We start from the raw sequence: 19,299 nt of genomic DNA on the forward strand, positions 1-19,299 counted from the left end.
AATGAGATGTTGCCGGGCAAATAAACATTGCTGCAATATGGCGCAAAAAAGAAGCGAGTCACGTAGTAACTCGCTCTTTGTATACGGCTTGTTCTTCATAGAAAGTGGATTCCTTTCTTCGCTGTTGAAACAACGTACATGCCGTGGTCTTTCATAGCGCTATTGAACGCTGGTTTTTCTTTTGCTTAGTTATTCATTAGTTCTGAAAACATCGCATTTGAAATAATTGGATGAAGCAAAGGTATTGCCGGTAAACCACTGGAGCTTACAAAAAACGGCAATTGCTTTACATGATCCGGCAGTATTGAAAAAAGGTTGGGCCGAGGAAGATGGGGCTTGTAAAGTGTTGTAGCAGAGATGTTTTGAAGGGAAGTGATGAAAGAGCGGACAAGTATTTGTTAACGTTATTTTCGCCGATTTTTGAAAGCCTATTGCCAGAATCAGAAAGAGAAAAAATGATTGGCGTCGTAATATTGCATTATCAATTACGACAGCAATAAACGTTTTATCAGTATAGGGTTATTATCATAGTTTTCTTAGTAAGGTATGTATCCGGTTATGTCTATAACCGGATTTTTTTTGTTCCTGCCTGGCAGGAAACGTGTGCGCTTTTAAACAGAACTTTTTGCTTTATTGCTTGTTAATCAAGCCAACACTTTTTCTATGAGAGAATTTCGCGTCAATCTGAGTGTTGATAAATCTAACTTCGTAAAATTGTATGAACAGCTTTCAAAGTCATACCAAACCGGTGTAGCAATGGTTGGTGATTCGATTTCTCTCGACAATGAAAAGGCAAAAGGCAAAATTGAGTTTTTCTCCATTACGCCACACATTTCTTTACTCAGGCTTAATGTTTTGTTTGGGGAGGAAGTGATCATCAGAAGAATTGCGGTAAGAAAGCCTGTTTTTTATTCCTGCCTTTTCTCACTGAAGGAAAGCATCGACCTGCACGCATTCAACAACGTGGATGAGGAAATGAATCGTATAGGTCTTGCGGCAAAGCATTCCGCCATTTTTTTCTCCGCAGATGTACAAACGCTGTTTAAGGTAATTCCCAATGAAACCTCTAAAGCGATTATCCTTATTTTTTCGAAGAACGCACTAGCTGGTTTGTGGGACAAAACTGACGGTGAAACCTTTAATGTATTTAACGGTGATACGGTAAAAGGATATGCAGCCATGACTTCCCTAATGATAGACGAGGTAAACAAGGTCTTTGATTATACCTGGGCGGAAGATGCGCAGAAACTTTTCTTCCTGGCATCAGTGTACAATCTGCTGGCATCTTTGATACAAGAAATACATGTTGAAAGCAATAAGCTGCAGGAAGAAACGGGCATATTGGAAGCCTCGAGGATGATTCAAATAAGGAACGTGCTGGTGAGTGACCTTTCGGGCAATTGTCCCAGCATTGAAGAAATGGCCCACAAAGTACACATGAGCCTTACGAAGTTTAAAGTATTATTCAAACGCATGTTCAAATTATCTTACTATCAATATTATCAGCATTATCGTTTGCTTGCGGCAAAACATAACCTGGTCATAGGAAAATCTCCAACGGAAACAGCATACGAATTTGGTTTTTCAAATCCGGCGCATTTCAGTTACACTTTTAAAAAGAAATTCAACGTTTCTCCAACGGAAATTTGATAAGTGTTTTATTGGTGAATAATGAAATTATCACTATCACTTACGACTAAACGAATTTCCTTTCCCCCAATCCTCCCCAAAAGCAAAAAAAGCATCTCCTGATTTAACCGTTAAATGTCAAAAACACAGGAAAATCACGCTTTTACGAGGTAACTTGTATGTGTCCTGCGAACCGTTTTTACAATACAGTTGTTTTGTAAAATACCAGGGGATATTTTTTCGGCTAACCCCCTCATACGCTTATGAAATTAGCCTCGCCTGCCGATGGCGTGTGGGGCGAATTCCCCGTCCGACCGGTCATCCGGGCGGGCATCTGGACAAAATAAAATAAAAAATAGACAGATGAAAAAGCTTGGTATTTTCCTGACTCTGATAACCACTTTACTTTCAATCTCGTTTACCTATGGACAATACACAACCGATAAAGTGGTGGGAAAGAAGAAGACTGATTTAAAAGATAGTCTCATTCGGTCCGAATATCCGTATATGCTACCGATCTGGGGTAAAAAGGTGGTGGCGAAAGGTTATAATCTTCCATATTCCGCGGGGCTGAGTATGCAATACCTCTGGCAACAGTCGGACATTCTTATCAACAATTTACAAGTGGGATTCAATAACGGACCTAAATATAATCTTGACCAGATAGTTCGGTTCGACAAGGCAACATCGACCTCCAATGGAATTAATATCAGACCAGATTTTTGGTTGTTCCCTTTCTTAAATGTGTATGCAATTTTTGCCAAATCGCATTTATCCACTGCTATAAATGCAGGCGTATATATTCCGGACAGCAGCGGCACATGGAACAAAATATTGCCTATTAACACAAAGGCAGATTTCGATGCCACCACATACGGATTTGGCCTTACACCCACATTTGGTATCGGCGGGGCATTTTTGGCGCTGGATATGAACTTTACATGGACAGATATACCGGAACTTGAAAAGCCTGCATATGCATTTGTATTCGGCCCAAGGCTGGGTAAGAACTTTACTTTGCCGAATAAAAAAAGCAACATCGCTGTGTGGGTCGGAGGCTTTCGTGTGAAACTGAATAGCGGAACAAGCGGTTCCTTAAATGCAACGGATCTTTTTCCAATAGACCAATGGCAAAGCAAACTTGATACAGGGTACATGAAAGTAAACAATGCTCAACAAAATGTGGACGCATGGTGGAACGGGCTAACAGATGCGGAGCAAAGAAATCCGGTGAATAAGGCAAAATATAACACCGCCAATAACGCACTCGAAAGAGCGGGAGGTTTTCTTGATCAGGCGTCGCAAGTGGTTGAGGGCGCAGGAAATGCAAGCGTGCAATATTCACTTGATAAAAGGCCAAAGAACATGTGGAACTTTATTGTGGGAACGCAATATCAAATTAATAAAAGTTGGATGATACGTGCAGAATATGGTTTTCTTGGATCGCGGCAACAATTCATTGGAGGGTTGCAGTATAGGTTTGGATTGTAAAATCGGTTATACATGGTGTTAGAAGAGTTGAGATAGATGTTGGTTGCTGGTTGTTAGGAGTAGTCGTGTGTGAAGACTAACAACTATCAACCTGCGCAAAGATAATTTTAGGAAAAAGTAAACATTTCCTGTTTACAACATGTTGTACCATTGTGTTCCTGTACTAGCCCCAACACAAGCTGTTTAATCACAACATTATATAAAGACTCTGGTTCATTGTAAATAGACATTTATGAAGCCCTGTCAAGCAATACCGTTCCTTTTTCTTTTCTTCGCCTTTGCAGCGTGCAAAGACAAGAATGAGCAAGCCAAGCAACCCGTACCGGAAGTGCAGGTTGTAAAAGTTGGTCAGCGAGATTTGCCAGTATATATGGAATATGTTGGACAGACCTTTGGTCAATCCGATGTAGAAATTCAGCCACGTGTAAATGGTTGGGTGCAAAACATTGCGTTCAAGGAAGGTTCATCAGTTAAAAAAGGACAGCTCCTGTACATTATTCAGGATGATGAACTGAAAGATCGTGAGCAGGCTGCAAGTGCAGAACTTTCTCAGGCGAACATCATGCTTGTAAAAGCAAAATCTGATCTCGACAGAGTAAAACCACTCGCAGACATGAACGCCTTGAGTAAACGTGATCTTGATGCTGCGCAGGCTACGTACGACGCACAAAAAGAAGCAGTACGTTCCGCACAAGCTTCGCTAAGCAATGCCCGTTTGCAATTAAGCTATTCAAGAATTACTTCTCCCATAAATGGCGTCATCGGCATATCGAAAGTGCAGGTAGGTGACTACGTGAAAAACATTGGCCAGACACCAATAAACACAGTGTCAACATTAGGTGCGCTTCGTGTGCGCTTCCCCATTACTGAAAAAGACTACCTGATGTTTAAACAGAAATTAACTCCGGACCAACTTAGAAGTCTTGATGTAGAATTCGTTTTAAATGACGGCACCATTTTTCCCGAAAAAGGAAGGCTTGATTTCGCTAACCGTGAAGTGGATCCCACTACAGGGTCATTGCTGGTACAAGCGGTTGTTGAAAATAAATCAAATCTGCTGCGTCCCGGTCAATATGTGAAAGTTAGATTCAAAGCATACGAATTTCCTAACGCTATAATGGTTCCGCAAGAGGCGATCAATCAAATGCAGAATGTGTACATGGCATACCTGGTGAATGATAGTAATAGAATCAATCCACGTCCGGTAAAAGTAGGAGAAAGATCGGGTAGCAACTGGGTTGTGACAGATGGCCTGAAGCCAGGCGATAATGTAGCGCTTGTAGGAAATGCCTTTATCAAGGCAGGCATGGAAATAAAGCCTGTGCCCAAAGCCTATTCCTACGACTCAACATCAACAAAGCAATAAGTCCGGTTACTTATTTATAAAACTTTATTACACCGTCCATGAGCGAGTTTTTTATCAGGCGCCCGATATTTGCGATGGTACTGTCCATTCTGATGGTAGTACTTGGAATATTGGTTTTAAAAGGTATTCCCATATCGCAATACCCAGAGATCACACCACCAATGGTACAGGTGAACGCTACATACAATGGCGCCAACTCTGTAAACATGGAGCAAACTGTAGCAACGCCTATCGAGCAGCAGGTAAACGGTGTGGAAAGAATGTTGTACATGCGTTCCGTAAATGCGAACGATGGTACAATGAGATTGGAAGTATCTTTCGAAGTAGGAACCAATCTCGATAACGCCAACATGCTTACGCAAAATCGTGTGGCATTGGCAAATCCTTTCCTGCCTCCGGAAGTTACCTCAATGGGTGTATCAGTAAAGAAGTCACTTACGTTCCCTCTCATGCTGGTATCACTCTCTTCTCCCAAAAATACTTACGATTCAAAATTCTTAAACAACTATGGGTTTATCAACGTCGTTGATGAATTAAAACGTATCAACGGAGTAGGTGACGTATCTGTATTTGGCGGATCGGAATATGCGATGCGTATATGGATAAGACCAGACGATCTTTCCCGATACAAACTCACAGTGCAGGATGTAATCAACAAACTCAAAGAACAAAACCTTATCAAACCCGGTGGTAGTTTTGGTGCAGAGCCTGCGCCAAAAGGTGTGCAAAACACCTACACCGCCATGTTGCAATCACGTCTTGTAACAGAAGACGAGTTTGGCAAAATCATTTTAAAATCAAATGAGAACGGCGCACTGGTACGCATGTCAGATGTAGCAAGAATAGAACTGGGAACAGAGAACTACACCATGACGAGCCGTATTAACAGCAGCTCCGCTTCTACAATCGCTGTATATCAAATTCCAGGTTCAAACGCGCTGGCTGTTGCAGAGGCAGTGAAAAAAAGAATGCACGAACTGGAAGACAGATTTCCGGTTGACATGAAGATGGATGTTTCTCTTGATACAACGCTCGCTGTAACAGAAGGTATTAATGAGATCATGCATACTTTGTTTGAAGCTGTTGTACTGGTAATCCTTGTGGTGTTCATCTTCCTGCAGGACTGGCGAGCAACATTGATTCCGTTGCTTACGGTGCCTGTATCGTTGATCGGTACGTTCATCGTTTTCCCGCTACTTGGTTTTTCTATCAATACACTTTCGTTGTTAGGTTTGGTGCTTGCCATCGGCCTTGTGGTGGATGATGCCATTGTGGTAGTGGAGGCGGTAATGCACCATATAGAACATGGTAAGTCACCCAAGGAAGCAACGAGTATAGCCATGAAAGAAGTGGGCGGGCCCGTTATCGCCATTGCCGTTATTCTTGCTGCAGTGTTTGTGCCGGTTGCGTTTACCGGAGGTATTACGGGAAGATTGTATCAACAGTTTGCGATCACCATTGCGATATCGGTTTTGTTCTCGGCCTTCAACGCGTTGACCCTGAGCCCGGCGCTTGCAGCATTGTTGTTAAAACCTCAAACGCAAAAGAAAGGGTTGCTGGCAAAATTCTTTGCTGCGTTCAACCGCTTCTTTGATAAGTTCACCAACGGATATGTGGGCGTTGCAAAATTCTTTGCGAGAAAACTGGTTATCACCATGATCGTTCTCATAGGCATCGTAGTAGGTACAGTGGCACTAGGTAAAGCCATACCCACAGGATTTGTGCCGGAAGAAGATCAGGGCTGGTTCCTGATAAGTACTATGCTGCCCGATGCAGCTTCACTGCAACGTACCGATGAGGTAACGAAAAAAGTAGAATCTATTTTAAAGCAGATACCTGAAATAGAGTTGTACACTACTGTAAATGGTAACAACCTTTTGAACAATACGGTGTCGCCGAATTCTGCGACATTCTTTATAACGTTGAAGCCGTGGCACGACCGTCATAAAACTGCGCTTGACCTGGTACAGGAAATTAATGCCATTTGCATGAAAGAAGTGTCTCAGGCAACAGTGCTGGCTGTTGGACCGCCACCGATCATTGGTTTGGGTAACGGTAATGGATTCTCAATGATGTTGCAGGACCGTGCAGGTAACTCTCCACAATACCTCGCTGCAAACGCACAGCGCTTTATTGCAGAAGCCAGCAAGCGTAAAGAAATAGGAAAAGTGTATACACTCTTCCGTGCGAACGTTCCTCAAAAAAATATTGCAGTAGACAAAGAAAAAGTCGACAAGCTCGGTTTACAGTTAAATGATGTTAATACCACAATATCATCCATGATGGGAGGTACGTTTGTAAACAACTTCAACCAGTTTGGACGGCAGTACAAAACTTACGTAATGGCGGATCAGAGCTACCGCATGACGCCACAAGATCTGCAACAGTTCTACGTAAAGAATATGACCGGAGAAATGGTTCCCGTGGGAACAGTGGCCACGGTGCGTGATACGACTGGTCCTCAATACACCAATCACTTCAACATTTATCGTGCAGCAGAAATAGGTGGTGTGCCGGCACGCGGATATAGTTCGGCACAGGCATTGACAGCCCTGGAAGAAGTAGCCAAACAGGTATTGCCGCAGGATATGGGTTATCAGTGGAGCAACATTTCATACCAGGAAAAACAAGCAGAAGGTTCATCCGGCTCTGCATTCCTGATGGCGCTTGGCTTCGTGTTCCTCATCCTTGCCGCCCAATACGAGAGCTGGAAACTCCCTGTGAGCGTGCTTTTGGGAACACCGTGGGCAGTGCTGGGTGCGTTCCTTGGATTGTTCATTGCAGGTATAACATCATTGAGTTATGTAAACAACATATTTGCACAAATTGGCTTAGTAATGCTGATCGGTTTGAATGCAAAGAATGCGATCCTGATCGTTGAGTTTGCGAAAATGAAACATGAAGCGGGCGATCACGTGATGGATGCAGCGATTGATGGAGCCAAGCTTCGCTTCCGCCCAATCCTCATGACATCACTTGCGTTCATACTCGGCGTAATTCCGCTGCTGACAGCAAGTGGCGCGGGCGCTGAAGGAAGAAAGGTAATGGGTATGGCCGTGTTCTCAGGAATGATTGCGGCTACCGTGATGAGCGTACTGCTGGTGCCTGCATTCTTTGTATTGATTGAAAGAAAGAAGAAAAAGGCTGCGGCAGCTTCGGGCACTGGTGAATCGAATCCACCTGATCAATCGCATCCACCGAGCCATTGATTAATTTGAGAATTTGAAGATTTGAAAATTTGAAAATGGGATGGAATTGAAAATTGAAAGTTGAAAATTGAAAATGATGTAGGGGCGAATCGCATTCGCCCGATAAATATCGCGTCAAATGAATTCTTAATTCCTAATTCCTAATTCTTAATTGTCAAACGACGATTTTGTAATAGACCATGAAAATAAAACATGCATATCTTTTTCTCGCCGTCATACTGCTCTCCGTGAGTTGTATGGTGGGTAAGAAATATCAAAAGCCGACAGCGCCTGCTAACATTTCTTATAGAGATTCATTAGCAACGGACACAATGCCGTTGGCGAAATGGTTTGATGTTTATAAGGACTCTGCTCTTGCGGCGATGATCAAAACTACGCTCGACAGCAACCGCGATCTGCTTACAGCCGCAGCGCGGGTTGAAGAAGCACGTACACAAACTGCTGTTGTAAAAGCAAACGCCTTGCCTCAGTTTGGCTACTCTGCACAAGCCGGTGGCGGTCATGCAGGTTCCTCGGCGAAAGAAATTGCCGCGGGTATTGAAGGCGGCCTGATCAATGCTTTTGGTGTCCTGAACTGGGAGCTTGACATATGGGGCAAACTAAGGCACAACACGAGATCATTCCAGGCACAGTTTCTAGCATCTGTAAACAATAGAAATGCGTTGCAGGTGAGTCTTGTATCCGAAGTAGCAACAGATTATTTTTTACTCCGCGATCTTGATAACAGATTGTACATAGCGCAGCAAACACTTGAAAATAGAAAAGAGCGCACAAACATTATATCACAGAGATTTGATAAAGGCTATGTGCCCGAGCTTGATAAATTGCAGGCACAGCAGCAGGAAGCAATTGCTGCAGCAACCATTCCCAGCATTCAGCGTGCAATTGTGCAAACGGAAAATGCCATCCGTCTTTTAATGGGGCAAGGGCCGGGCAGAGTTTCAAGAGGCTACAGCAATTTTGATCAAACACTTTCCCCGGATATTCCCGTAGGGTTACCTTCTCAATTGCTGGAAAGAAGGCCGGATATTATTGCCGCAGAAAAAAATCTGGAGGCGCAGTTTGAACAAATTGGCGTGGCACAGGCAAACCGTTTTCCAACAATTAGTTTAACAGGGATATTGGGATTTGCGAGCCCGCAGCTAAGTTCATTCATTGATGCAAAAGGTTTTGTAGCGAATGGCTTTGGAAATATTACAGGCCCCATTTTTCAATTCAATCAAAGGAAAAATTTAGTGGAAGTTGAAAAGAGACGTGCGGAGCAAGCTTCTTATCAATATCAACAAACGGTGCTTGCTGCCTTCGGTGATGTTGACAATGCGCTTAATAATTATAAAACTTTTAGTGAGGAATACGAACAAAGAAGATTCCAGGTTGAAGTGGCGAGCAAGGCGCTGACTTTGTCTAAGGCAAGATATGACTTCGGTTATACCTCCTATGTTGAAGTAATACTGATGGAGAATAATCTTTTCGACGCGCAACTGGATGCGTCACAAGCATTGCAAGGCAAACTTAATTCGATCGTGCTGTTGTATAAGTCACTTGGTGGCGGATGGTAGGAGTATAATATTTGAAAGGAGTTTACAAAGACAATAACAAATAACACAAAATAGTAGAGACGCATAACAATGCGTCTCTTTTAATTTTGCAGGTTTGTGGAAATGCAACTACCATGATAATGTAAAAAGAGACGCATTGTTATGCGCCTCTACAGGCCACCTCAAAACGCTTCTGCAAAATTGATATAGAACCCGCTGATCCCTCCCGGACCAAAGCCCATATCAAAACGCATATTGGTATCGTGTTTTGAATCTACCCTGATGCGAACACCACCACCATAAGAAAGTTTAAACCCGTTAATAGCAAGGTTGCTGTATTTATCTGCCACGCGGCCCGTGCCTATCCAGGTGGTTATACCAAAGATGTTCCATATAGGCAAACGATATTCAACCTGTGCATCCACCAATATCTTGTCGCGGAACGCACCTTGATAGTAGCCACGCATTTGATTATCGCCACCAAGCAGTGCCAATTCATAAAACGGCACATCGCCCGAACAGTACGTGGTAGTAGCCTGCACTGCTATTACATGTCTTAACCACGGTGTAAAATATTTCCTGGCATCTAACGTGAATTTGCCAAATTGATATGCGCTCATAAAATCAGGATGATAAAGATAGACCGCCAAAATGTATGCGCCTTTGCGTGGATTATAACGATTGTCCCTGCTGTCATACGCCGCATCTAAACCAAGTCCTGCACAAAATCCGCCCTGGACGCCTGTTACACTGTCTTTGATCAAAAAACTGGCACTATCCGGACGTATATTAAAGTAGCTTGCTACATTGAATGGGATGCCGACATAAAAATCTTTAGCAATCCTCCTAAGGGTCGTCGCAGAAAATTTAAATCTTTCATACTGCACCTGCTCCATCGTTTCTTTTGTGACGTCGTTGCCGATGCCGAAAATATACTCAGGCTGTTTCTTGTAGTTTACGTACGCTATAATGATGTATTTGTTTTCCTTAAACACAAGTTCAGTAGCAACAGATATATTGATCCTTCCTTTTGTGGAGAATGTCATTACCTCCGACAATTTTGAAGGCTTTGAAATAGTGTCTTTCTTCGATAGATTTAATACATTGAATTTTGCCAGACCGAAAACATTGCCGGCATCACTGGAGTAAGAAAAGATGGGCACAGGAATAATCTTGAAAAGTTTTTCTGCTTTCGCATTGAACTTGTCAAATTTGCTGCTGTCCTTTTTTACTATGGAGCTATCCTTTTTTACGAGAGTGCTATCCTGTGCAAACAAATTAAAGACGCCCAATAGTAATGAAGCGCTTACTATAAATCGAATATAGTTCCTGGATTTATTCATACGGTGGAACTTTTTTTATTTAAACACTTTCTTTGGCTATATGTTTATTTGTCGTTTTTCGAATAGCTGGCAATCCATGTAGATTAGTTACCTGTTCGAATGAAATAAAGAATGCGTGCGATCCGAAGGAAGGAGTCGCATATTATACGAGATTTTAAACTTTAGCCTGAACGCTCGACTTTCAATTCTCAACTCCTGAACTTGTTGTCGATATTGGCGCTGTAACCGTACTATCATTCTGATGAGCTTTTTCCCAGGCTCGTACCGATACACGGGCAGCATCAAACAAACGAGCGTAGTTTCCCTTTAATAATTTGTATTTAGCCCCGGCGCTTAATTGTGCAAACAATGGCTGGTAGCTGCGGTACACTGCCTGGTATTTTTCAGCATCAGGCGGGGCCACTTCATCTGTGCCAAACAAAAAGCGATCAGGATATTTATTAATAAGAGTAGCAGTTGCTTTAATGGTTTCAGGAGTTCTTACAATATACTTTGCCACTTCGCTCCAGGAAATATCAAAACAAACATGACTGAGTGTTGGGTCCGCCAAAAAATTATCCAGGAAAGAAATCTGTTCTTCAACAGGGCGTACAATCCTTCCCAATCCACAATGCGCCCAAATGATCTTTGTGTTTTTGTGCCTGCGAAACAGCTCTACAATCTGTTTGATGAGGTAGGGATCCTGGCCGGATTTTGGGAAAGGCATGTCAATATCATTGTGAAGAATGGAGAGTAAACCAGATTCTGCACAAAAGTCGAGAATGCGATCCAATGCCGGATTAGTGAGCGATGCCACTTCGCCCGCAATTTTTGATGAAACAAATTCTTTGTGAATGGAGAATTCTCCAATGCCGCTGAATACGCCGGGAAACAATAGCAACACACGTTTGATGTGATCAGCTGCATACATGTCTGCAGGATTGAACCCTGTAATCATTGGGTCAAAACGTTTTTGATCATTGGCAGATAATGAGCGATAGGTCATGGCAATGTATGCATCAGTAAACGAATAGTAATACAGTGGTGCATCGCTGGCGAGATAGTATGTTGGAGCAAAATCGCCGGTGTTTGAATACGACCATTGTTGTTGCAATGGAATGCCAAAGAGTGTGGACCTGCCCGTAGTTGTTCCCATGATTGAAAGGAACTTTTTTATGCTGATGCCTTCCTGCACATAATTCGTTAAATGAAAGTGTGAATCAAAAAACAAAGCAGTGTCAGCCGCATTTTGTTTTTTCGACTGTGAATAGATGTTTGTAGTAGTCAACGAAAACAACAAAAACATCGCGCAGAAGTGTATGTTTTTTAGATAGAAGGAGTGTGCAAATTTCATAAAGTAGTTTTGAGTGAAATGGGTTCTTAATTTTCATCAACTTGTCACCGCCGTCATTGCGAGGCCTGCGGAGCTGGTTGTATGAACTATCTGGAAACTGCTTGAAATTCTAAAGCGGCCGAAGCAGTCTGCCTGGCGCTTGAGATTGCTTCGGCCAATTGTTTTCTGTTCGTCTTTCTATAATCGGTTCAGTTATTCAATTCTCCGCAGGCCTCGCAATGACGATGCAAGTCACAACTGTACTTATCAGCCTGTGGTTGTTCATTACAAAAGAATATCACTGCCAAACGTAATGGTGGTGCCCGTTTGCCCTGCTGTATACAAGCCAAACGTGCCACCAGCAGCGGTTTTATATACATGCATCACTTGCCCGTTGAGACGCCAGCTGCGGTTTTTCAGTGGATAAAGATTTATGCCGCCACCCACTTCCCATGGATGTCTTTTGAATTCATCAAAGAAATATGAATGAACTCCGTACAGAATCAATTTCTTTGGGAGGATCATTTTATTTACCTGCAAACTGTAGCCAAAGTCATTGAGCTCACTAACCGGGAGAGGGCCGTCCGCAGCGAATTTCGAAAGCTTTCTTCCGTAAAATTCTGCCTGCAGGTTGAAGCCTCGAATTTTAAAACCTGCGTCAATAGAAAACATGTTGTAGGTCGCGTTGTCAATGGTTACATTGTCGGCCAAAGCTCCCGTTTCGAAAAATAGCACACCGTCAGTCATCCTTATTTGTGTGTTGTCTGGAGATGGAGTACCTATATTATTAAACCTGTCTTCGCGACTATTCACATAAGAAAAGCCGAAACGCGTGGCGAGCTTGTCATGATTTTCAAGATCGCCGATTCCTCCACGTGGGCCGAACTCTCCTGTTGTAGGCATCCACCAGATTGATGCGCTTTTCGCAATATTTCTTGTAAGCTTGGAAGCCTGAATGCCAAGCGTGCTTAGGTTGTTGCCAAACATTACGTTGTAATAAAGTTTCGGAACAACTTCTCCCGTGATCCAGAATCCGTGCGTAAAACCTCCGCGTAATGCGTCTTCGCCCATCGTTCTATCCGTGGATGAATAGAATGGGAAACTTCCCTGCATGGAGCGGACAGAAAGGTTAGGGCCCACACCTAAACCGAACCGAAGATGCTTGTTAACCTTGTACTGCATGTTTCCATAGATCAGCGTTTGCTGCGTAGTAAATACCGTCCACACCGTGGCTGTATAAGTAAACTTGGGTGTGCCTAACCAGCCCGAAAACCAGATCATGCTTCTGTGCCAGTAGAAGTCGTTTCGGCCTGTGAGATCATGTGGTCTTCCCAAATGATCCTCCCATGTTTGTGTACCTGGCATTTGATTGAGGTAACGGGCCATCGCATAAATGCTAATGTTCAACGTGCCGAATTTTGTTCGTACCAAATCAAATCCCCGTCCGGGTGTGAATTCGCCGCTTGCATAGTTTGTATAAGCGCTGTCATTATTAATTAATCCACGCTTAATCATTACCGTTCCATTCACTTGCGTATCAAGTACGGGTGTGTCATTTTGTGCAAACAAATGGTTTAACAAACTCAGTAAGGATATTGTGAGAATGAAAATGGTTTTTATGTGAATATGCTTTATAATCATTTCGTGCATAGATTAAGGTTCAATTAATAATTAATAATTAAGAATTAATAGGTGGGGCATTCGATGTTTTTTAATTAGCTTATATGTTGGCGAATGCAGGAGTGATACTCCCTTAATTATTAATTATTAATTATTAATTTCTTCTTACTTCTTGGGTTCGATCAAGAACGGATCAACCTTTAATTGCTCTACAACATACTTGATCACTTTTTGCGCCTTCACGCTATTGCCTGCGGCATCCAAAGGAGGAGACACAACGGCGATGCCGAATTTGCCAGGGCATACGGCCAGCAGTCCTCCGCCTACGCCGCTTTTTGCAGGCAAGCCTGAGTTGTAGTACCAAATGCCGGAATCATCATATAATCCGGCAGTTGCCATAACAGGCAGTGTGTATTGTACAGTTTGTGGAGAAACAATTTTTTTCTTTGTAACAGGATTAACACCGCCGTTTGCAAGTGTCGCAGCCATAGTTGCGAGGTCCTTTGCATTTACATTGATAGCACATTGTTTTGTATAAATGTCTGTTGCCTGAACGGGGTCGAAATACATGCGTCCATACGCCAGCAACAAATGGGCTATGGCCTGGTTGCGAAGATTGTCTCCTGCCTCGCTTACATAAACAGGTTGGTTCACTGTTAGTTGCCGACCTGCAAAATCGCTTTGTTTTTGAAGAATGCTTTTCCATTTCGCCGCAGAGTCGGCGCCTGCTACAAGGCTTGTTGCTGCAATAGCTCCCGGGTTTACCATCGGGTTAATTTCTTTTCCTTTTTGCAGTTCTACAGCAACAATAGAATTGAAACGGACACCTGTTGCATCTACCCCTATTTTATCCTGAATGGCCTGTGGACCAAGTTCTTCGAGTATCTGCGCCATTACAAATACTTTTGAGACACTTTGTATAGAAACCATCGAGCCGATGTCTCCTTTTGTATATACAGTGCCATCGGTAGTGACTAATGCAATGCCGAAAATATTTGGATCAACGTTTGCCAGTTCTTTAATGTAGTCCGCATTCTTACCTTCCTTTACATCTTTAAATTTGGTGTATGCTTCATTCAGCAATTTTTCAATGTTTGCTTTTGAAAGATCTGTTTTTGTTTGTGCAAAGCTGTTTGTATTGCCCATCAATGTCACCAACAAAAAGAAGGCGACCGCTTTGCAAATTGAATAGTATGATTTTTTCATTGTAATATATTTGATTGAGAGGTTTAGAATTTAAAAGTCAAAACGCACACTCATAACTCAATACCCACAACTCACTATTGCTTCCTGTAAAACGCTTGCGCAAAATTGTATTTAAAAGAAAATTGCAATTTGGTTATATCTGTTTTCCAGCCATCATTGTAATTCTCTCTGTGACCCCACTGCAGCTCCACGCCGGCCATTACATTTTTCACAGGATACCAAAGAAGGTTGCCCACCGCATATTGTCCTCTGTGAAATTCATTGGCGTTTTGTGCATCCGAATTGGTAATGTCTTCAGAAGAATAGCCAAGAGAAGAACTGAACTTTTCGTTCCAGTTGTGATCAACGAAAGCACTGATACCTAATACAGGAAGAGTCTTTCCTAAAAGAGGAGTTACAGTATTGCCGGGATTGCTTTTAGCGCCAATATCTACCGGTGCATCGTTCATGTAGTTTTCAATCCCCTCACCGTAAACCACTCCAAGGCGAAAAGTAGTATTCTTGCCGGCTTTAATGTTTGAGGTAAGATTCAATCCCCAACCTAAAGCATCGCCACTGAAATCGTATTGGTCATTGTTTTGATCCTCCCACTTAATGTAGCGCAAAATACCAGCGAGTTCAACATAGCCCCATTTAAACGCCTTTCTATATTCTGCAGAAAAATCCGGTACGGGAAATCTTGGGTTAACGCCTTGCAATTCTACACGACCGGCATACTTGCCCTGGTCAGCACTCGCGCCTGGTCTTTCAAGCGCAAAGGTGAGTTTGTCGTCTCCTTGTATCGGCATGTAACGTATTTGTATGTTTCTGAATAGCGCCATGCCCACAGGCCCCCAGTATTCAAGCGTATTAGGAAAGATATCGATATCCATAAATGGGCTCCAGTATTGACCAACACCAAATTTCCCTAATTCTGCGTATGCGTGGCGCAGCCTCATAGTTGTTTGCCCCGCATCATCGCCGGTACCAAACATTTCAAACTCAAATGTTGTTTTCAGTTCACCCAACGCAGTTGGAAAATAGTTTTTAAAACCAAGCCTTGTTTGTCTTACTGAAAAATAGACGTTGCCGTTTGTGCCATATTGATTTTTGTAAGAAGGAAGTTTCGTTGTGCGAATTACATCATACCAGTCGGGATCTATCTGGTTAAAATTATAACCGACATCCGTCATGATGGCTCCATAGATCTCCATGCTTTTTTGTTTTTCATCCTGCGCCATCAATTTGCCGGAGATAATCAGCAGAGTAATAGACAACAGAAGGATGCTGGATTTTTTTTGTAAGCGGTTCATAAAATTGCAATTTGAATTGGGAAATAGGTCTTCAATTGTGATACACTACTAAGCGAGTTATCGAGGAGTTTACAAAAAGGATAATTGAATCAACCAAAAGTAGAGGCTGACTGTTGAATTAGATAGGTGCTTTTTACTTTACGGTTACATCTCATTGCTGTTTACGGTAAACTGTCACTACCTTTTTATTTGAGTTTATTTTCATAATCAAAATGCATAGACAAGCATCTCTGTGATCTCCATGAGAAGGTTAGCAATCTTTATATGCCTATTGTTAATGACTTGCGGTGAGCTCTATGCACAGCGCGATACGGTGTATTTTTTAAACGGCAGTTTGGTAGTGGGGGAGGTGAAGAAAATAAAGCTGGGCGTATTGACCTTTGATCCTGATGACGCGAATGATATTAGTATTCAACTCCGTAAAATAAGAACCATTTCTGCACGCACACGTGTATTTAGAATCGAGGCAATTAAAGGTGAGGTTTATTTTGGAAGAATTTTGTCGGACACTGCAGCCACCAAAATATTTATTAATCGTGGCTATGACACAACCGAGTTGCCGCTTGAACATATCTCTGTTTTATATCCGTTCGAAAACAAAGTGCTGGAGCGGTTTTCAGGAAATGTGAGCCTCGGATATAGCTTCACCAGGTCGAGTGATCTTGGCCGGTTAAATTTTGATACAAGGCTTTCATATACCTCCAAGCGGGATGAGCAAACGTTTTCTGCGTCTGGCATTTATACCATTTCTGACTCATCGTTTAGCCGCGATCGCGAGGACATCTCTATGAAGAATAATTACTATTTCAGTACTACATGGTTTGGTACAATCTTTCTTGCTTATCAGAGAAATTTAGAGCTTGGTCTTAGCAGACGTTATCAGGAAGGTATTGGCGCCGGAAATAAATTTCTTACAAGAAAGAGCGTGTATGCATGGGGAAGAGTGGGGATGGTATTTAACCAGGAAAAAAGTACAGAAGACGTAACTACCGGTACGCAATCCGAGTTGTTTGGACAAATTGAATTTAATTTCTTCAGATTCAGTAAACCTGAAATCAATTTGCTTACAAGCCAAACGTTTTACTACAGCCTTACACAGAAGGACCGCTTTCGTTATGATGGCTCAACTGATCTGACCTGGGAAATTTTTAACGACTTTAAACTTAGCCTGAGTTTCTATAACAGCTACGACTCCAAACCTCCGGTAGAGGGCAGCAGGACGCTCGACTTTGGTATTGTGTTTGGGATAGCGTACTCTTTTTAGTTGAGAATTGAGAGTTAGATGAACGCGTCACTCTCAACTCTCAATTATTAAACCGCTTCCAGTTTCGCCACCATTCCTTTTCCTTTAAAATGCAAAAGAGCCTGGCTTATAGAAGGGAGTATTCTTTTTATCAGTTCATCCTGAATTTGTAAAACATTCGTTTTCGTCATTACCCTTTCGTACATCTCGGACCACACTTGTTGTCCGGATTTTGCAAGGAAAAGCTGAAGCGTTACTCTTACATGATGATTTACCATTTGTACACAGCCGGACACAATGTAGCTGCATCCCACGGTATGGTGCAGGTCACGCAGATCCTTATCTGTATCTACCATGCCTTTTATCGTTTGGTAGGATATAACATAAAAGTCCTTCAATTCCATGAGGCTGTTGCTTAGCTGAAGGCAGAATCCATTCATGAAAAGTCTTGTGAGAGGATTTTCTTCATCACACAACAAAGGGACAACTGCAATAGCGGAGTCGATTTCTGGTTCTGCAGATGCATCGTCAAGAATTGTATGCAGTACTTTATCGGGAGCAAGCGCATCCCTCATGGCAAAATCAGCAACATATTTTCCTTTAGGGATGGAAATGATCAGCTGGTCATTTGCACCGGCGTTTTCATAATAATGGCCAAGCGCCCTTCGCAGTCTACCTGCATGTATACGCACAATGCCATTTTCCTGGGGCTTGAAGTCCAGAGGCTTGCCAAGCACATTGGTGGCGATTGTGTATTCTTTAAGGCAATTGGAACGGCCATGCAGCGTCTCCAGTACAATATACTTAAGAAATTTTTTCAGTATGCCCGCCTCCGCAAAGAGTGGATCATTGGAAATTCTTTCCAGCTGTTGTTCAAATAAATCAATACCTGGAACAGCCGACGTTGCAGTTAGGGATTGCATATGTAATGATTTGTTTCAAAAAAAGATCGATGAACGGGTACACGATTTTTGTGCTTCCACATCGGATACATTTAGCACGGGCACAGTTACGGTAGTACAGGACGCTACGTCAGGAGCCAGGAAAACAGTGACTTTTAACAGTCAGTATCACTTAAAACAACAGGAATTGGGAATTGTTCGCCGGCAGTAAAAATTGTGCCACAGGCCGCTGGCCGAAGGCCAAACGGCAATTTGAAAATTTGCGGATTTGAAAATTTGAAAATGCCTCTTGTGAAACACGTTACTTTATTTGAAGCAGTAGTATTTGACAATTTAACCGATGCAAATAGCTCATGTTGTTCGCTCAATAATTTTCAAATTTTCAAATTTCCACATTTTCAAATTCTGTATTTTACCGTAAACCCTTGCAAACACTAGCGTGTAGCGCGTGAATGATTTAATTTAGAAATAGATAATTAAATTTTCATTAATGCTGGAGTCTAGCGATTACTTTATGAATGTTGTTAAAAAAGATTTTCCAATGCATTCTCAAAGCATTGAAAAGCTTTATATTCAAGACAGTATGTTCAGATCATTGTGTGAAGAATATACCTCCTGCCTTCAACATCTTGCGAAATATAAAAAAGAAGCATCACAAAAAAATAATGACCTAGCTGAGTTTGAGGCCCTGCTCGCAGACCTCAGCAAAGAGCTGACGAGTTTTATTGAAGAACATAAGCGGTGAGGGAGGAATTAGGAATTAGGAGTTAGAAGTTAGGAATTAGAAATTGCAGGTCATTTAGTTAAGAATTGGTTCGCAATCATAGTTCTCTGTTTAACAAGGCTTCGACAGGCTCAGCCTGGCACTTCGCTTTGATGTCGGGCTGAGCTTGTCGAAGCCTTCTTGATAACCGTACCAAATTCACCACTAAGGGACTAAGGATGCTAAGCCTCACTAAGAATTGTTTTCCGTGCAGCTTAACTCTCCACTCTCCACTCTCAATTCTCAATTCTCCATTCTCCACTCATTGAAAACCAGCAACAAACAACACTCCCCGCCACAAAAAACAGTTTTAATTTGTAAATCACTTTAAATACGGCAGTTAGTGTTTATTTTTGAGCGCTCATAGGTTGAGCCGGAAAGCCAG

Annotated in this window: 13 protein-coding genes; 7 read left to right on the forward strand and 6 right to left on the reverse strand. The window is 42.3% G+C overall.

Annotated elements, in window-relative coordinates:
• Positions 1 to 663: 663 nt before the first annotated feature.
• The 5 genes from KTO63_RS21190 (at position 664) to KTO63_RS21210 (ending at position 9,254) form a co-directional block, all read left to right on the forward strand.
• The gene (locus KTO63_RS21190) at positions 664 to 1,650 is read left to right on the forward strand and encodes a helix-turn-helix domain-containing protein (RefSeq protein ID WP_217793967.1); all 987 of its coding nucleotides are present in this window, start codon (positions 664 to 666) and stop codon (positions 1,648 to 1,650) included.
• Positions 1,651 to 1,992: 342 nt separating this feature from the next.
• Positions 1,993 to 3,120 (forward strand): hypothetical protein, encoded by a 1,128-nt coding sequence (locus tag KTO63_RS21195; protein WP_217793968.1) that lies wholly within the window; start codon positions 1,993 to 1,995, stop codon positions 3,118 to 3,120.
• A 232-nt stretch (positions 3,121 to 3,352) separates the two neighbouring features.
• Positions 3,353 to 4,486 (forward strand): efflux RND transporter periplasmic adaptor subunit, encoded by a 1,134-nt coding sequence (locus KTO63_RS21200; protein WP_217793969.1) that lies wholly within the window; start codon positions 3,353 to 3,355, stop codon positions 4,484 to 4,486.
• Between the two features lie 38 nt (positions 4,487 to 4,524).
• Positions 4,525 to 7,695, forward strand: a complete 3,171-nt coding sequence (locus tag KTO63_RS21205) for an efflux RND transporter permease subunit (protein WP_217793970.1) — start codon at positions 4,525 to 4,527, stop codon at positions 7,693 to 7,695.
• A 179-nt stretch (positions 7,696 to 7,874) separates the two neighbouring features.
• The gene (locus KTO63_RS21210; protein WP_217793971.1) at positions 7,875 to 9,254 is read left to right on the forward strand and encodes an efflux transporter outer membrane subunit; all 1,380 of its coding nucleotides are present in this window, start codon (positions 7,875 to 7,877) and stop codon (positions 9,252 to 9,254) included.
• A gap of 161 nt (positions 9,255 to 9,415) precedes the next feature.
• On the opposite strand, the gene KTO63_RS21215 is transcribed toward KTO63_RS21210, so the two are convergent.
• From KTO63_RS21215 to KTO63_RS21235, 5 genes are all read right to left on the reverse strand, one after another.
• Positions 9,416 to 10,576 (reverse strand): BamA/TamA family outer membrane protein, encoded by a 1,161-nt coding sequence (locus KTO63_RS21215; protein WP_217793972.1) that lies wholly within the window; start codon positions 10,574 to 10,576, stop codon positions 9,416 to 9,418.
• Between the two features lie 181 nt (positions 10,577 to 10,757).
• Positions 10,758 to 11,909, reverse strand: coding sequence for an amidohydrolase family protein (locus tag KTO63_RS21220; RefSeq protein WP_232373280.1), 1,152 nt, complete (start codon positions 11,907 to 11,909; stop codon positions 10,758 to 10,760).
• Between the two features lie 264 nt (positions 11,910 to 12,173).
• A complete protein-coding gene (locus KTO63_RS21225; protein ID WP_217793973.1) occupies positions 12,174 to 13,538 on the reverse strand; it encodes a hypothetical protein in 1,365 nt (454 codons plus the stop codon).
• 135 nt (positions 13,539 to 13,673) lie between these two features.
• Entirely contained in the window at positions 13,674 to 14,714 is a 1,041-nt protein-coding gene (gene glsA / locus KTO63_RS21230; protein ID WP_232373281.1) for a glutaminase A, read from the reverse strand.
• Positions 14,715 to 14,788: 74 nt separating this feature from the next.
• Positions 14,789 to 16,006, reverse strand: a complete 1,218-nt coding sequence (locus KTO63_RS21235; protein WP_217793974.1) for a DcaP family trimeric outer membrane transporter — start codon at positions 16,004 to 16,006, stop codon at positions 14,789 to 14,791.
• A gap of 241 nt (positions 16,007 to 16,247) precedes the next feature.
• Here KTO63_RS21235 and KTO63_RS21240 point away from each other — a divergent pair, with 241 nt between their 5' ends.
• Positions 16,248 to 17,270, forward strand: coding sequence for a DUF481 domain-containing protein (locus KTO63_RS21240; protein WP_217793975.1), 1,023 nt, complete (start codon positions 16,248 to 16,250; stop codon positions 17,268 to 17,270).
• A gap of 47 nt (positions 17,271 to 17,317) precedes the next feature.
• Here KTO63_RS21240 and KTO63_RS21245 read toward each other — a convergent pair whose 3' ends face one another.
• Positions 17,318 to 18,172: a hypothetical protein gene (locus KTO63_RS21245; protein ID WP_217793976.1), complete on the reverse strand. Its 855-nt coding sequence runs from the start codon at positions 18,170 to 18,172 to the stop codon at positions 17,318 to 17,320.
• 469 nt (positions 18,173 to 18,641) lie between these two features.
• Here KTO63_RS21245 and KTO63_RS21250 point away from each other — a divergent pair, with 469 nt between their 5' ends.
• Positions 18,642 to 18,896, forward strand: coding sequence for a hypothetical protein (locus KTO63_RS21250; RefSeq protein ID WP_217793977.1), 255 nt, complete (start codon positions 18,642 to 18,644; stop codon positions 18,894 to 18,896).
• The last annotated feature ends 403 nt before the right edge of the window (positions 18,897 to 19,299 follow it).

The organism is Pinibacter aurantiacus (assembly GCF_019130065.1).
Lineage (GTDB): Bacteria > Bacteroidota > Bacteroidia > Chitinophagales > Chitinophagaceae > Pinibacter > Pinibacter aurantiacus.

What these genes read in the sequence shown, in the direction of transcription:
- KTO63_RS21225 (WP_217793973.1), bottom strand. Translation starts at nt 13,538, where the DNA reads ATGCACGAAATGATTATAAAGCATATTCACATAAAAACCATTTTCATT.
- KTO63_RS21190 (WP_217793967.1), top strand. Translation starts at nt 664, where the DNA reads ATGAGAGAATTTCGCGTCAATCTGAGTGTTGATAAATCTAACTTCGTA.
- KTO63_RS21245 (WP_217793976.1), bottom strand. Translation starts at nt 18,172, where the DNA reads ATGCAATCCCTAACTGCAACGTCGGCTGTTCCAGGTATTGATTTATTT.
- KTO63_RS21220 (WP_232373280.1), bottom strand. Translation starts at nt 11,909, where the DNA reads ATGAAATTTGCACACTCCTTCTATCTAAAAAACATACACTTCTGCGCG.
- KTO63_RS21240 (WP_217793975.1), top strand. Translation starts at nt 16,248, where the DNA reads ATGAGAAGGTTAGCAATCTTTATATGCCTATTGTTAATGACTTGCGGT.
- KTO63_RS21250 (WP_217793977.1), top strand. Translation starts at nt 18,642, where the DNA reads ATGCTGGAGTCTAGCGATTACTTTATGAATGTTGTTAAAAAAGATTTT.
- KTO63_RS21195 (WP_217793968.1), top strand. Translation starts at nt 1,993, where the DNA reads ATGAAAAAGCTTGGTATTTTCCTGACTCTGATAACCACTTTACTTTCA.
- KTO63_RS21210 (WP_217793971.1), top strand. Translation starts at nt 7,875, where the DNA reads ATGAAAATAAAACATGCATATCTTTTTCTCGCCGTCATACTGCTCTCC.
- KTO63_RS21200 (WP_217793969.1), top strand. Translation starts at nt 3,353, where the DNA reads ATGAAGCCCTGTCAAGCAATACCGTTCCTTTTTCTTTTCTTCGCCTTT.
- KTO63_RS21205 (WP_217793970.1), top strand. Translation starts at nt 4,525, where the DNA reads ATGAGCGAGTTTTTTATCAGGCGCCCGATATTTGCGATGGTACTGTCC.
- KTO63_RS21235 (WP_217793974.1), bottom strand. Translation starts at nt 16,006, where the DNA reads ATGAACCGCTTACAAAAAAAATCCAGCATCCTTCTGTTGTCTATTACT.
- KTO63_RS21215 (WP_217793972.1), bottom strand. Translation starts at nt 10,576, where the DNA reads ATGAATAAATCCAGGAACTATATTCGATTTATAGTAAGCGCTTCATTA.
- glsA (WP_232373281.1), bottom strand. Translation starts at nt 14,714, where the DNA reads ATGAAAAAATCATACTATTCAATTTGCAAAGCGGTCGCCTTCTTTTTG.